Genomic DNA, 13,577 nt, shown 5'->3' with positions numbered 1-13,577 from the left:
ATTTCCCAAACGCCTGTCTTGGGGCCCAGCTGACGACCGTGATCGGCTCTACTCCAGGTATGAAGAGAAACTGCACGAGTCCCTCCCCTACGCGTCCGAATATTGTATACAATATCCACAATGACCTCGTTTGAACGACCCACCCTGGTGCGCGACGGTGTGTATGAACACCTGCGCCGCGCCGTGCTGGACGGCGACATCGCCCCCGGCGAGCGGCTGGGCGAGGTGGAATTGGGCCAGCAACTGGGCGTGTCCCGCACCCCCATCCGCGAGGCCCTGATGCGGCTCACCCAGGACGGCCTGCTGGTGGCCGAAGCCAACAAGGGTGTGCGGGTGCGCCTGCTCAGCGCCGCCGAGGCCCGCGACACCTACGTAGTGCGCGAGGAGCTTGACGGCCTTGCGGCGGCCCTGGCGGCCCAGCACCACACCCCTGAAGATGCAGAGGCCCTGCGCGCCGCCCTGGCCGAACTGCACGCCGCCCCGGCCGACGACTACCGCGCCCAGACCCGGCTGGACCTCGCCTTTCACCGGGCCATCACGCACGCCGCGCACAACGCCGCCCTAGCCCCACTGGCGCGCGATCTGGAACAACGCGTGGCCCTGATCAAGCACCAGACCCGCACCTACAACGCCCACCCGCAGACCGATGCCCAGCACGCCGCGCTGCTGGACGCCATTCTGGCGCGCGACGGCCACGCGGCGCGGGCAGCGGCCCGGCTGCATGTGCGCACCTTCGCTGCCCTCGTCCTGAGTGACCTAGGAGAGAACCCATGATTGACCAGATTTACCGCAAGGCCGTCCTGACGGTGGCCGGCCAGAAGACCGTTGAAGACCTTGTGCGCGCCCGGGGCTGGGGCATGGCGCAGCGCTTCGTGGCGGGCGAGACGCCCCAGACCGCCATTTCGGCCGTGCAGGAACTGCACAAGGACGGCATTCTGGCCAACCTTGATCTGCTGGGCGAGTTCATCGAATCGCCGGAGCAGTGCTCCGCTTTTGCCGACAACGTGCTCACCATGATTGAGGCGGCGCATGCGGCCGGCATCACGCCGTACGTGAGCATCAAGCTGTCCAGCGTGGGCCAGGGCAAGACTGTGAACGGCGAGGACCTGGGCCTGAGCAACGCGCGGCGCATCATCGGGCGGGCGGGGGGCTACGGCGGCTTCGTGTGCCTGGACATGGAAGACCACCCCCGCGTGGACCAGACGCTGGCGCAATTCCGGCAGCTGGTGGGCGAATTTGGGCACGGGCATGTGGGCACCGTGCTGCAGAGCTACCTCTACCGCTCGGAGGAAGACCGCGCCGCCCTGGACGACCTGCGCCCCAACCTGCGCATCGTGAAAGGCGCCTATCTGGAACCCGAAACGGTGGCCTACCCCGACAAGGCCGATGTGGACGCCGCCTATCGCCGCCTGGTGTACGCGCACATGAAAGCCGGGAACTACGTGAACGTGGCGACCCACGACGAGCACCTGATTGACGACGTGAAGATGTTTGCGCTGGCGCACGGCATTGCCAAGGACGCCTTTGAGTTCCAGATGCTGTACGGGATCCGCCGCGACCTGCAAAAAGCCCTGGTGCAGGAGGGTTACCGCGTGCGCGCCTATATTCCTTATGGCCGCGACTGGTACCCCTACTTCAGCCGCCGCATTGCCGAGACGCCGCGCAACGCGATGTTCGTCATTCGCGGCATGCTGAAGGGCTGATGACAGGCCTGATCGGCGTGACCGGCGCGCCCGGCAACGTGGGCACGCCGCTGGTGCGGGCACTGCTGCGCCGGGGCGCGCGGGTGCGGGTGCTGGCCCGCCGCCCGGAGGTGGCGCGGCAGGCCCTGGCCGATGTGGCGGCCCAGGTGGAATTTGCCCCGCTGACCTTCGGGGAGCGGCCCACCTACGCCCGCGCCCTGCAGGGCCTGAACCGGCTGTTTGTGCTGCGCCCGCCGCAGCTGAGCCGCGTGACGCGCGATCTGGTGCCCGCGCTGGACGTGGCCCTGGGAGCCGGGGTGCGGCACTTTGCCCTGCTGTCGCTGCAGGGCGCCGACCGCCTGACGGTCACGCCACACGCGCAGCTTGAAGTGTACCTGCGCGGCACCGGCGCCGACTGGACCTTTCTGCGGCCCGGCTTCTTTCTGCAGAACCTGAGCACCACCCACCTGCCCGAACTGCGCCGGGGCGAGCTGGCCGTGCCCGCCGGCCAGGGCCGCACCTCGTTTGTGGACGTGCGCGATGTGGCGGAAGCGGCGGCCGTGGTCCTCACCGAGGCCGGGCATGCGGGCCGGGCCTATGAACTGACGGGCCCCCAGGCGCTGACCTACGGCGAACTGGCTGAGGTCTTCTCGGGGGCGCTGGGCCGCCCTGTGCACTACACCAACCCCTCGCCCCTGGCCTTTTTCCGGCTGCTGCGGGCGCGCGGCGTGTCGCCTGCACAGATTCTGGTGATGGAAGCCATCTACGCCACCGCCCGCTTTGGCCTCGCTGCCCACGTCTCGCAGGACCTGCCCCGGCTGCTGGGCCGCCCGGCCCGCACCGCGCAGGACTTCGCCCACGACCTTAGACCCCTGCTGCAAGGAGACACCCCATGATCAAAGTTCAGGACTACCGCCCGCAGAGCTTCATTGACTTTACCCAGCCCGAAAACGTGGCCGCGTATCAGGCCGCGCTGAAGAAGGTGCGCGCCGAACTGGTGGGCAAGCACTACCCCCTGATCATTGACGGCGAGCGGGTGGACACCGCCGAGAAGCTGCAAAGCCTCAACCCCTGCGACACCAGCGAGGTGGTGGGCACCACCGCCAAGGCCACCACCGAGGACGCCGAGCGGGCCCTGCAGGGCGCCTGGAAGGCCTTTGAGGGCTGGAAGAAGTGGGACATGGACGCGCGGGCCCGCATTCTGCTGAAAGCCGCCGCCATCCTCAAGCGCCGCCGCCTGGAAGCCTGCGCCCTGATGAGCATTGAGGTGGGCAAGAACTACGCCGAGGCCGATGTCGAAGTGGCCGAGGCCATTGACTTTCTGGAGTATTACGCCCGCTCGGCCATGAAGTACGCGGGCTTTGGCAGCAGCGAAACCACATGGTTTGAAGGCGAGGAAAACGGCCTGATGTCCATTCCGCTGGGCGTGGGGGTCAGCATCAGCCCCTGGAACTTCCCCTGCGCGATCTTCATTGGCATGGCGGCGGCGCCCATCGTGGCGGGCAACTGCGTGCTGGTCAAACCCGCTGAGGACGCCGGGCTGATCGCCGGCTTCATGGTGGACATCATGCTGGAAGCCGGGCTACCCGCCGGGGTGCTGCAGTTCCTGCCCGGTGTGGGCAAGGAGATTGGCGAGTACCTGACCACCCACGCGGGGACCCGCTTCATCACCTTTACCGGCAGCCGCGCGGTCGGTCTGCACATCAACGAGGTGGCGGCCAAGGTGCAGCCTGGGCAGAAGTGGATCAAGCGCGTGGTCATGGAACTGGGCGGCAAAGACGCCATGATCGTGGATGAAACCGCCGATCTGGACGTGGCGGTCACGGCCGCCGTGCAGGGTGCCTTTGGCTTCAACGGCCAGAAGTGCAGCGCCATGAGCCGCCTGATCGTGGTGGACGAGGTGTACGACGCGGTGGTGAATGCCTTCGTGGAGCGCGCCAAGGCCTTGAAGGTGGGCACCGGCGAGGAGAACGCCAACGTCACGGCCGTGGTGAACCAGATGAGCTTTGACAAGATCAGCAGCTATCTGGAGCTGGCCCCAAGCGAGGGCACGGTGCTGCTGGGCGGGCAGGCCCCAGGCGAATGCGGCGGCAAGAAGGGGTACTACATCCAGCCGACCATCGTGGGCGACGTGCAGCGCGGCGCCCGGCTGGCGCAGGAAGAAATCTTCGGGCCGGTGGTGTCGGTGCTGCGCGCCAAGGACTGGCAGGACGCGCTTGCTATTGCCAACGCCACCGAGTACGGCCTGACCGGCGGGGTGTGCAGCAACTCGCGCGAGCGGCTGGAACAGGCCCGCGCCGAGTTCGAGGTGGGCAACCTGTACTTCAACCGCAAGATTACAGGCGCCATCGTGGGGGTGCAGCCGTTTGGCGGCTACAACATGAGCGGCACGGATTCCAAGGCGGGCGGCCCGGATTACCTGGCGAACTTCATGCAGCTCAAAACTGTGACCGAGCGCTGGTAAACCAATCTTCCTGCAGACGCTGGGCGGTCTTCTAGGCCCCCAGCGTTTTTTTGGTGGCAAGCATAACCACCCCTCTCGGCCGACGAAAAAGCCAGCAACAAGGGGCCAGAGCAGCACTTTCTGCTTCCAAAAATTCGGGGCCGACCCGTCGTCTCGCCAGAGCAGTTTGGAACCCCATCCCGCCTTTTTCCTCGAAAGATCTATCGTACGTTGCCGGACGCGGGGCCGTTGCCACAACTTAACGCCCAGTCAGCCTGTGGTCAGGTTCGGAGGCGCACCCATACCTCCATTTTCTCTTCTTTTACACCCAGATCAGAGCAGGCTAGACATGCCGTTGGTGGGGCGTGAGCAGCACTCTAGTATCCGCTCCAACATTTCCGTTTCGCTTTCAAGTTGGTGCCTGCCCCGCTGCCGCTTCCCGGCCGCGCTGTGCGGTTCATGTCCCTGACCTGTTCCCCGCCGCGTTCGCCCGGGAGCACCGCCCTTTTTTCCCTGATTTCTGGAGCCTTCATGACCCACGCACGTTTCCTGCTGGCCGCCACCCTCGCCCTGACCCTCGCCGCCTGCGGGCAGCAGACCACGCCTGTGGCCGCCGCCCCGGGAGCAGGCGCACCCGCCGCCGAGGCGATTGCCGGGGCCTACCTCGTGGGGTTCAAGCAGGAAGCCGTGAGCGCCCAGGGCCTGAGTGCCCAGGCCCTGGAAGCCCAGGCGGCGCTGCAGGCGCAGGCCATTGCAGCGGCGGGCGGCACCCTGACCAGCCAGTGGGCCGAGATCAGCGCGGCGGCTGTGAAGCTGGACAGCGCCGCCCTGGCCCGCCTGAAGGCCAACCCTCTGGTGGAATACGTGGAGCCCGATCTGGTGCGCCGCGCCATGGGCTTCAAGAGCGGCGTGACGGACAGCAAGGTGTCGGCGGGCCTGAGCGCCCAGGCCGTGACCGGGCAGGCCCTGAACGCCCAGGCCCTGTACAGCGCCAGCGGTGAGTACACCTGGGGCGACAACGCCCTGCGCGTGCAGAACCTGCGCGCGGGCAACTACACCGGGGCAGGCGTGGCGGTATGCGTGGGCGACACCGGCATTGACGGTAATCACCCCGAATTTGCCCGCAAGATCAAGGGCTTCCGCAACTTCGTGACCACGGAAGCCAACCGCAACGACCCCTACCAGCTGAACGACGTGTCGCACCACGGCACCCATGTGGCGGGGACGGTGTTCGCCCAGCTGGGCACGGGCACCGGAGCCACGGGGCTGCAGAGTGGCATGGATGCCAACGGCGTGGTGGGCGTGTCCACGGGCGTGAACCTGTACATTGCGCGCGTACTGGGCGACACCGGCTCGGGTTCGTCGAGCAGCATCATCAACGGCGTGAACTGGTGCGCCGCGCAGCTGAAGAGCCAGGGCGGCACTGAAGACAAGGTGGTGATCAGCCTGTCGCTGGGTGGTGGCCGCGCCAGCCAGACCGAGCAGCGTGCCTACACCAGCGTGTACAACAAGGGCGCCCTGACCATCGCCGCCACCGGCAACGACGGCGCGGCCGTGTCCTACCCCGCTGCCTACACCAACGTGGTGGGCGTGGGCGCCGTGGACAGCAACCTGCTCAAGGCCGACTTCAGCAACTTCGGCACCCAGGTGGATCTGGTGGGCCCCGGCGTGGACGTGATCAGCCCCGTGCCGCTGGGTCAGGGCACCCGCGCCAGCGCCTCGGGCGGCGGCGTGACCTTCAGCGACGTGAAGTCGGCGGACCTGAGCGCCAAGGCCACCTTCAGCGGCAACGTGGTGGCAGCGGGCGGCACCAACAACGAATTCTGCGGCGCAGGCGTGCGCAACGCGGCCCTGAGCGGCAACATCGCCCTGATCTCGCGCGGCACCTGCTCCTTTGAAGAGAAGGTGGCCAACGCGGCGGGCAGCGGCGCCAAGGCCGTCATGATCTACAACAACGCGGCGGGCGCACTGGGCCTGAGCCTGACCAACAGCTACAGCATTCCGGTCGTGGGCATCCTGCAGGCCGATGGACAGGCGCTGCTGGGCAAGCTGCCCACCACGGGCACGGTGGCCGTGACGGGCGCCGATTACGAGTCGTACAACGGCACCAGCATGGCCACCCCCCATGTGTCGGCCGCTGCCGCCGTGGTCTGGGCCGCCAAGCCTACCCTGACCAACGCGGGCCTGCTGAACCTGCTGACCAGCACCGCCAAGGACCTGGGTACTGCGGGCAAGGACAACAACTTCGGCTTCGGTCTGGTGGACCCCCTGAAGGCCATCACCGGCCAGTAAAGCGCCCACAACCGTCCCCGCCGCTGGCCCCTGACCGGGCCGGGGCGGGGTTCTGGTTGTGGGGAAGCAGACAGTTGACAGGAACGGGCGGTTACGCCTTGAAGGATTCAGCGATGTGTGGGCGGCGTCAAAGCTCGTCGTGAGGACCAGAGAATGGCCAAACGCCCTGCCTCAGAGCGAAGCCCACCGGAGTCAGTTCCTCTCCCTGTGCTGGGCAAGCGGCCCGAGTCGCCTCTCGCCGTTGCCCTCTCCTCTCCCGGCCTCTACTCAAGGCTCTCCCCTGTTCCCTGCAGGCGCTGGCGGCACCACGCCCTGCGCAAAGGTCCACCAGTCCAGGCGGTTGCCGTCCTGCACCACCAGGCGGCCATCCGGGTCAAACGTGGTTTGAGGCAAGGGCACGTCGAACCCGCAGCCGCCCCGGCGAGCGTACCCGCTGCCCAGTCCCGGGGGTGTGGGCAGGCGCTGGGCCGTGAACAAATCAGCCAGGGCGAAGCCGTACAGGCCCCAGCCGCAGCCGTCACCCGTGCTTTCTTGCAGCAGCGCGCGGCGGCCGTCGCCCCGCAGGGCCGCCAGGGTCCAGCCGCTGTTGGGGTCGCGGGTGGTGGGCGCCATGTTCAAAGCGGGCCCCGGCTGCCCGCTCTGCAGGGCCACCCGCCAGAACTGTGTGATGACCGGGTCGCTCTGGCTGTTCGGGTGCTGGCTCCAGAGTGCCGCCGAACGGCCGTCCCCCGCCGGCCACACCGAGAGGCTGCCCCGGCGCCAAGGGGTTTGCCACTGTGCCGGGCCGCCGGGCTGCTGGGCACTCAGGCGTTCGCGGTGGGTCTGCTGCGGGCCCCCCTGATCGCCCGTGACGGCCAGCGCCACGCTGGACAGCGGAAACACGGTGCCAGCCGGCAGAGGCAGCGGCGTGCCGTTCAGGCGCCACGCCAGCACCTGGCCGCGCGCCTCGCTCTGGGTCCAGGCGCTCAGGGCCTGGCCATCCGGCGTGAAGGCGAGGGCCACCACAGGCGCTGGGGCCTTCCAGCGCCGCAGCACCTCGCCCCGGGGGCCGTGCAGGCGCACGTCCTGCCCCTGGGCAGCGGCAAAGCGCCCGCCATCCGGGTGGGCGGCCAGGGCCGTTGCTCCCAGAGGGCTAAGGGTGCGCAGGCTTCCCTGCTCCAGCCGCGCCACCCGGCCGGCGCCGCCCCCCCCCTGCAGCGCCAGCAGCGCGCGCTGCCCGGTTAGGGGCACAGCCGCCGCCACCGCCTCGCCCAACCCACGCACCAGGGTGCCGTCCACCGTGCGGCGCACCTCGGGCACGCTGCCGCCCCGGAAGGTCACGAAGCGCTGCCCATCCGGCGAGGGCCAGAGGCCACGCAGGCCCGCGTCCGGGGACAGCTGCCAGCGGCGTTCGCCGTCCGGGCCGTGCAGGCTCAGCCACTCGCCGGGCTGCACGCCGCCAGTCTGGTCGTCGTAGAGCGGGGCGGCCAGCAGCCAGCCGGCCGGGGTCCAGTTCAGGCGTGCGGCGGTGCCCGACAGCACGGGGCCCAGGCTCAGGCGCCGCAGGCTGTCCCCCGCCCACAGCAGCAGGGCGGCGCGGCCATGGCGGCCCCACTCTGCCTGGGGTTCCACGACCAGCAAGGCCGCCTGCGTGCCCCCGGGATTCAGGGCCAGGGCGATGGGCTGGCCGGATGCCGGCAGGGTGCGCGTCCGGGTGACGCCGCCGGCCGTCCAGGTGAGGGTGCGGCCCTCGGCGCGCAGCACCGCGCCCCCAGCACACACCTGGGGCACCCGGCGGCTGGAGGGACAGGGCGGTGGCGGTGCACTGGCCCCACCCTGCAGCTTCAGGGTGTAGGACAGCGCGGCCGGCTGGCCCTGGCGAAAGCCCCGCGCTTCCAGTTGCAGCGCCCCACCCTGGGCCCCGTTCAGGCGCAGCGCGGTGGTCGGCCACGGGCCCGCGTCCGGCAGGGCGGCGGGGGGCGCGAGGCGGCGGGTGCCCAGCAGGACGCCGTCGCCCACGCGCCAGTGGTTCAGGACCCGGGTGGTGTCCAGGGTGTACACCTGCGCGCCGTCTGCAGACCACGCGGCCCCACCGCCCAGCTCTTCGGTGGCCGATTCAGGCTGCCCGAAGCTGCCCAGGGCATGCCCCGGTACGGTGAAAGAGGACGACAGGGACGCGGCAGCGGCAGGCGCGGACAGCAGGAGGACGGTGAGCAGCGGGCGCATGCGCGGAGGCTATCCACTTCAGGCTGATCCTGCCTGAAGCCTTGCGCGCAGCAGGGTGTCCACGATCAGCACGCCGCCCAGCACGGCCGGCAGCCCCCCGCCCGGATGCACGCCGGTGCCCACCTGCCACAGCCCCGGCGCGGCGCGGTACGGCTGTGGGTGCAGCGGCCCCCCGCGCCAGGGGGGCAGCGCGGCGCCGTACAGCGCCCCCCCGGGGTGCCCGCCTGCCGCGTAATGGGCCGGGGGCAGCGCGGCCACCGCGCGGGCCGAGCGCCACAGGCCCGGCACCCCCAGCGCGGCCTCTACCCGCCGCAGCTGCGCCTGCACCCAGGGATGCTCTGCCCCCAGGGCCGCCCCGGTGGCGGGCGCGGCCAGCAGCACGCTCAGACGCGGGCCCTCGGCGTGGACCAGGGCCAGGGTGCTGGGCGGCAGAGCGCCGGCACGGGTGAAGCGCCGGAACACCCCAAAGTCGTGGGGCGGCAGCACGCTGGTGGCCGGCAGGGGCGCAGGCTGGGGCAGCTCGGCGTAGAGGGCCACGCCGCTCACGGTGCGCCGGGCGGGCGGTGAGCGCACCGGCTGGCCCCGCAGCGCCGATAACCGCGCCGGGTCCAGGGCGCTGATCAGCAGGTCGTGGCGGGCTTCCTCGCCCCCAGCCAGGATGAGGGACCGGCCGCGCACGGCCTTGACCTCTGCCCCTTCCCGCAGGACGGCGCCGCGCGCCGAGGCAAAGCCAATCAGGATGTCCAGCAGGGTGCCCATGCCCTGGGCCGGGCGGTACACTTCCTCACCCACCAGGGCGGGAATCAGGGCGTACAGGGCGGGCGCGTCCTGGGGCGAGAGCCCGGCGTTCAGGGCGTGAGTGGCCACCGCGTGCGTCAGCGCCGGGGGCAGCCCCTGGGCCCGCAGCCACCCCTGAGCCGTGAGGTGGCCCCGCGTGGCCCTCAGGAGCGCCGCACTGGCCTGCACGAACGCGGGGGCAGTCAGGCGTGGCGGGGTGGTGAGCAGCGTGGGCAGGTGGGGCACCAGCGGCGCCGCTGCCCCCACGTACCGCTGCCAGTGCGGCCACAGCGCATGGCCGGGCGGTACCGGCAGCGGCACCGGGCCGTGCGGCGTGTGGTGCACCCCCAGCCCCCCAGGGAGCGGACGCAGGTCTAGGGGATCAGTCTCGCCCAGCCGCGCCAGATACGCGCGCCACACGGCCGGAAACGTGAACAGGCTGGGCCCGGTGTCGAAGGTGGCCCCGCCCACCCGCAGGCGGCGCAGCTTGCCGCCCAGCTGGTCGCGCTCGTACACGGTCACCCGGTGGCCCTGCCCCGCCAGCAATGCGGCCAGGGCGAGGCCTGCCACCCCGCCGCCCAGAATCCCCACCGAGCGGCCCGCCCAGCGGGTCATGGCCACAGCCCCCGCGCCAGCAGGTACACCAGTTGCACCCCCGCCACCGCGCCCACGATCCAGGGGGTCACGATGCTCAGGGGGTACAGCCGCGCCGCCTGCGCCGGGCCCGGACGCAGGGCCAGCGCCAGGCTCATCCCGCCGCAGGTGAGCAGCAGCGCCCCGGCCGTCAGCCGGGACACCGGACACAGCAGGGCGGCGGCCAGCACAAACCACGCCAGGGCGTAGCGCGCGGTGCCGCCCGCGCCCAGCCGGGTGGCCACGGTGTGGGTGCCTGCCTGCTGGTCGGCGGGAATGTCCTGGGCGGCGTCGAAGGCGTGCTTGCCCACCGAGTACGCCATCAGGGCCAGCAGGGGCAATGTGGGCACCGTCTCGCCCAGCACCAGCGCGGGCAGCGCCAGCGGCAGGGCGTAGGCCACGTTGCTCAGGCCATCCAGAAATGGGCGGGCCTTCAGGCGCAGGGGCGGCAGGCTGTAGGCCACGAACAGCGCCGCCGACAGCAGCAGCACCCCTGTGGCGGCCGGAGGGAGCAGCAGCGCCAGCGCCGCCAGGGCCGGCAGGTTCAGCCACGCGGTCACGCGCAGCAGGGGCGCGGCCTCGTGCGGGGCCAGCCGGGCGCCCTGCCAGCCCCCCTTGCGGCTGCTGCGGGCGTCTTCTTCGCGGTCGGAAAGGTCGTTCAGGCCGTAGATCAGCAGGTTAAAGGGCAGCGTGAGGTACGCCAGCAGCGCCAGCAGGCCCGGGTGCAGGCTGTACAGGTGCCCGCTGAGCCACGTGCCAGTAATCAGGGTGCCCACGGTGTTCACCCACAGCGCCGGGCGCGACACGACCAGCACCCGCCGCAGGGGCAGCGTGGGGGGAGGGGCAGGCCGGGCAGGCACGGCTGCTTATGGTACGCGCCCCGGGCAGGCAGATGCCCCGCGCCTCTGCCCCAGCCGCCGCCTCTTGCGGGCACGCTTACGGTCTGCACGCCCAGCACCACGCACAATGAGCACAATGAGCACACCGGCCGGGTGGTCACAGACCGCCATGTTTACCGCCTCGGAGGTCGAGGCGCAAACCGGCGTGCCGGCCACCACGCTGCGGCAGTGGGAACGGCGCTACGGCTTTCCTCACCCGGAGCGCAACGCCAGCGGCTACCGGCTGTATTCGCCGCAGGACGTGGCGGCCATTCAGCGCATGCAGGCGCACCTGAACGCGGGTGTGCCCGCCAGCCGCGCCGCCGAGCTGACCTGCGCCGAACTGGTGCCCGAGCCCGCCCCGCCCCCGGATGGGCGCCTGGGCCGCACCCCCGCCGAATGGAGCGCGCTGCTCACCCAGGCGCTGCTGGCCTCGGACATGGACGAGGCGGCGGCCCTGCTGGGGCAGATTCACGCACAGTTGCCTGTGGAGGACGTGCTGACCGGCGTGATCTCGCCCACCCTGGTGGAAATCGGGCAGCGCTGGGAGCGCGGCGAGATCACGGTGGCCCACGAGCATCAGGCCAGCGCCTTTGTGCGCGCCCGGCTGTCGCACCTGATGGACCTTGCCGGGGTGCAGGAAGGCTTTGGGCCGCTGGCGGTGGCGGCCTGCGCGCCGGGCGAATCCCACGAACTGGGCCTGATGATGCTGACCCTGGCCCTGCGGCGCCGGGGCGTGCGCGTGGCGTACCTGGGCGCCAACGTGCCACTGGGCGATCTGGCGGTGTTCGCCCGCCAGCGCCGGGCCAGGGCGGTGCTGCTGGCCCTGAACGGCCCCTGGGCGCTGGAGGCCACCCGCGCGCACCTGCACGACCTCGACGGCCTTGGGGCGCCGCTGTTTCTGGGCGGGGCGCTGCTCAATGCCCGCCCCGAACTGGCGGCCGAACTGGGCGGCCTGTATGCCGGCCCGGACGCCCCGCACGCCGCCCAGGCCATCGCGGCGCACCTGCACCGCCCAGAGGCGCCGGACAGCGGCGCCCAGCAAGGAGAGACATGAACATACTCGTCACAGGGGCCAGCGGCTTTGTGGGACAGGCGGTGGTGCGCGAACTGGTCGCGCGTGGGCATACGGTCTGGGCAGGTTCACGCCGGGGCGAAGCGGTGGCTGGGGCCCAGGGCCTGACGCTGGACGTGACCGATCCGGGCAGTGTGGAGCGGGCGGTGGGCGCCAGCGACCCGGCGGCGGTGGTGCATCTGGTGGGCATCATTGCCGAAACGGGCACGCAGACCTTTGAGCGGGTGCATGTGGCGGGTACGCGGCATGTGCTGGCGGCCACGCCACGACACGCGCGCTACGTGCACATGAGCGCCCTGGGCGCCCGCGAGGACAGTGCCAGCGGCTACTCCAGTTCCAAGGGCCGCGCCGAGGCCCTGGTGCGCGCCAGCGGCCTGCGCTGGACCATCTTTCAGCCCAGCCTGATCTTTGGCCCGGGCGACGACTTTTTCGGGCGGGTGCTGCGCGAACTGGTGAGCACGGCGCCCGTGGTGCCGCAGATTGGCGACGGCTCGTTTCCCTTCCGGCCCGTGGGCGTGGCCGATGTGGCGCGCGCCTTCGCCACCGCCGCCGAGAGCGATGTGGGCCTGGGCGACACCTTCGCACTGACTGGTCCCGAGGAATTCACCTTCCGGCAGCTGCTGGAACTGGAACTGCAGGCGCTGGGCAAGCGCAAGCCCATTGTGCCGGTGCCGCTGCCCCTGATGAATCTGGCTGTGCCGCTGATGCAGGTGCTACCCAGGCCCCCCATCACCCGCGACCAGTACGCGATGCTGAAAGAAGGCAACACGGCGCCCAACGAGCCGGCAAAAAGCGTGTTTGGCCTGTCCATGCAGCGGCTGCAGGACGTGCTGCCGCAGATCGTGGCGCCGGAGGCCAGTCGCCGCCCGGCGGCCAGCGCGCGCTGATCGCCGCGCCCCCTCCCCGTCCCCTTTTACAGAAACTGAACACGCCCCTTCTAGCCTGGGGCCATGAACCTTAAGCTCCTGGCCCTCACCACCCTGGCCCTGCTGCTCTCACCCCTGCCCGCCCTGGCCCAGACCGACCACAGCATGCACGGCGGCGCGGCCATGACGGGCACCGTGCCCAGCCCCGCCGCGCTGTCGACCCTGAGCGGGCGCGCCTTTGACCGCGCCTACCTGTCCATGATGATCGCCCACCACCAGGGCGCCGTGGACATGGCCCGCGCGGTGCAGGGCCGGGTGAAAGACGCGCAGGTGAAAGCCTGGGTGGCCGCCGTGATTCGCGACCAGAACAAGGAGATCGCCACCATGACCGCTTGGCTCGCCCCACTGGGTGGCCTGGACACCGCGCGGCGCGACCAGATGGCCGGGCACATGAAGAGCATGGTCACGCCCCTGAAAACGGCCGCCAACCCAGACCGCGCCTTCGTGCAGGGCATGCGTCCCCACCACGCCTCGGCGCTGGAGATGGCCAGCCTCGCCCTGCAAAAAAGCGGGGACAGCCGCATCCTGAAACTCTCGCGCGACATCGTCACGGCGCAGGCCGGCGAGATGTACGCCTTTCAGGTGTGGCTGCTGCGCCAGAAGTAAAAGGAGTTCCGGCCAGACGTCCGCTGCGGCGGCCAGGATGGTGGGCACGTGGCCCCCACC

General features: G+C 70.6%; 11 protein-coding genes. 8 read left to right on the top strand and 3 right to left on the bottom strand.

Annotated elements, in window-relative coordinates:
* Positions 1-120 precede the first annotated feature (120 nt).
* From KMW22_RS03545 to KMW22_RS03525, 5 genes are all read left to right on the top strand, one after another.
* Positions 121-774 carry a GntR family transcriptional regulator gene (locus KMW22_RS03545; protein WP_221088656.1) on the top strand — a complete coding sequence of 218 codons (654 nt, stop codon included), beginning with the start codon at positions 121-123 and terminating at the stop codon, positions 772-774.
* Positions 771-1,703, top strand: coding sequence for a proline dehydrogenase family protein (locus tag KMW22_RS03540; protein ID WP_221088655.1), 933 nt, complete (start codon positions 771-773; stop codon positions 1,701-1,703). The genes KMW22_RS03545 and KMW22_RS03540 overlap by 4 nt, the downstream gene beginning before the upstream one ends.
* Positions 1,703-2,578, top strand: a complete 876-nt coding sequence (locus tag KMW22_RS03535; protein WP_221088654.1) for an SDR family oxidoreductase — start codon at positions 1,703-1,705, stop codon at positions 2,576-2,578. The genes KMW22_RS03540 and KMW22_RS03535 overlap by 1 nt, the downstream gene beginning before the upstream one ends.
* Positions 2,575-4,146 carry an L-glutamate gamma-semialdehyde dehydrogenase gene (gene pruA, locus KMW22_RS03530; RefSeq protein WP_221088653.1) on the top strand — a complete coding sequence of 524 codons (1,572 nt, stop codon included), beginning with the start codon at positions 2,575-2,577 and terminating at the stop codon, positions 4,144-4,146. Before KMW22_RS03535 ends, pruA begins: the two co-directional genes overlap by 4 nt.
* A gap of 510 nt (positions 4,147-4,656) precedes the next feature.
* Positions 4,657-6,417: a S8 family serine peptidase gene (locus KMW22_RS03525; RefSeq protein ID WP_221088652.1), complete on the top strand. Its 1,761-nt coding sequence runs from the start codon at positions 4,657-4,659 to the stop codon at positions 6,415-6,417.
* 267 nt (positions 6,418-6,684) lie between these two features.
* On the opposite strand, the gene KMW22_RS03520 is transcribed toward KMW22_RS03525, so the two are convergent.
* From KMW22_RS03520 to KMW22_RS03510, 3 genes are read right to left on the bottom strand one after another with little or no spacing between them, the layout of a single operon-like run.
* On the bottom strand, positions 6,685-8,622 hold the full coding sequence (locus KMW22_RS03520; RefSeq protein ID WP_221088651.1) for a hypothetical protein: 1,938 nt from the start codon (positions 8,620-8,622) through the stop codon (positions 6,685-6,687).
* Positions 8,623-8,640: 18 nt separating this feature from the next.
* Entirely contained in the window at positions 8,641-10,014 is a 1,374-nt protein-coding gene (locus KMW22_RS03515) for a phytoene desaturase family protein (RefSeq protein WP_221088650.1), read from the bottom strand.
* Complete coding sequence (locus tag KMW22_RS03510) at positions 10,011-10,892, bottom strand: UbiA family prenyltransferase (protein WP_221088649.1); 882 nt, start codon at positions 10,890-10,892, stop codon at positions 10,011-10,013. The genes KMW22_RS03515 and KMW22_RS03510 overlap by 4 nt, the downstream gene beginning before the upstream one ends.
* 115 nt (positions 10,893-11,007) lie before the next feature.
* Here KMW22_RS03510 and KMW22_RS03505 point away from each other — a divergent pair, with 115 nt between their 5' ends.
* The 3 genes from KMW22_RS03505 (at position 11,008) to KMW22_RS03495 (ending at position 13,517) form a co-directional block, all read left to right on the top strand.
* Positions 11,008-11,967: a MerR family transcriptional regulator gene (locus tag KMW22_RS03505; RefSeq protein ID WP_235692548.1), complete on the top strand. Its 960-nt coding sequence runs from the start codon at positions 11,008-11,010 to the stop codon at positions 11,965-11,967.
* The gene (locus tag KMW22_RS03500) at positions 11,964-12,872 is read left to right on the top strand and encodes a complex I NDUFA9 subunit family protein (RefSeq protein WP_221088647.1); all 909 of its coding nucleotides are present in this window, start codon (positions 11,964-11,966) and stop codon (positions 12,870-12,872) included. Before KMW22_RS03505 ends, KMW22_RS03500 begins: the two co-directional genes overlap by 4 nt.
* Positions 12,873-12,935: 63 nt before the next feature.
* Positions 12,936-13,517: a DUF305 domain-containing protein gene (locus KMW22_RS03495; RefSeq protein WP_221088646.1), complete on the top strand. Its 582-nt coding sequence runs from the start codon at positions 12,936-12,938 to the stop codon at positions 13,515-13,517.
* The last annotated feature ends 60 nt before the right edge of the window (positions 13,518-13,577 follow it).

The sequence above is a fragment of the Deinococcus aquaedulcis genome (assembly GCF_019693445.1).
GTDB lineage: Bacteria > Deinococcota > Deinococci > Deinococcales > Deinococcaceae > Deinococcus > Deinococcus aquaedulcis.
The sequence above is the reverse complement of the archived record's forward strand: the minus strand, read 5'-3'. Positions and strand labels throughout refer to the sequence as shown.

What these genes read in the sequence shown, in the direction of transcription:
- KMW22_RS03545 (WP_221088656.1), top strand. Translation starts at nt 121, where the DNA reads ATGACCTCGTTTGAACGACCCACCCTGGTGCGCGACGGTGTGTATGAA.
- KMW22_RS03540 (WP_221088655.1), top strand. Translation starts at nt 771, where the DNA reads ATGATTGACCAGATTTACCGCAAGGCCGTCCTGACGGTGGCCGGCCAG.
- KMW22_RS03535 (WP_221088654.1), top strand. Translation starts at nt 1,703, where the DNA reads ATGACAGGCCTGATCGGCGTGACCGGCGCGCCCGGCAACGTGGGCACG.
- pruA (WP_221088653.1), top strand. Translation starts at nt 2,575, where the DNA reads ATGATCAAAGTTCAGGACTACCGCCCGCAGAGCTTCATTGACTTTACC.
- KMW22_RS03525 (WP_221088652.1), top strand. Translation starts at nt 4,657, where the DNA reads ATGACCCACGCACGTTTCCTGCTGGCCGCCACCCTCGCCCTGACCCTC.
- KMW22_RS03520 (WP_221088651.1), bottom strand. Translation starts at nt 8,622, where the DNA reads ATGCGCCCGCTGCTCACCGTCCTCCTGCTGTCCGCGCCTGCCGCTGCC.
- KMW22_RS03515 (WP_221088650.1), bottom strand. Translation starts at nt 10,014, where the DNA reads ATGACCCGCTGGGCGGGCCGCTCGGTGGGGATTCTGGGCGGCGGGGTG.
- KMW22_RS03505 (WP_235692548.1), top strand. Translation starts at nt 11,008, where the DNA reads ATGAGCACACCGGCCGGGTGGTCACAGACCGCCATGTTTACCGCCTCG.
- KMW22_RS03500 (WP_221088647.1), top strand. Translation starts at nt 11,964, where the DNA reads ATGAACATACTCGTCACAGGGGCCAGCGGCTTTGTGGGACAGGCGGTG.
- KMW22_RS03495 (WP_221088646.1), top strand. Translation starts at nt 12,936, where the DNA reads ATGAACCTTAAGCTCCTGGCCCTCACCACCCTGGCCCTGCTGCTCTCA.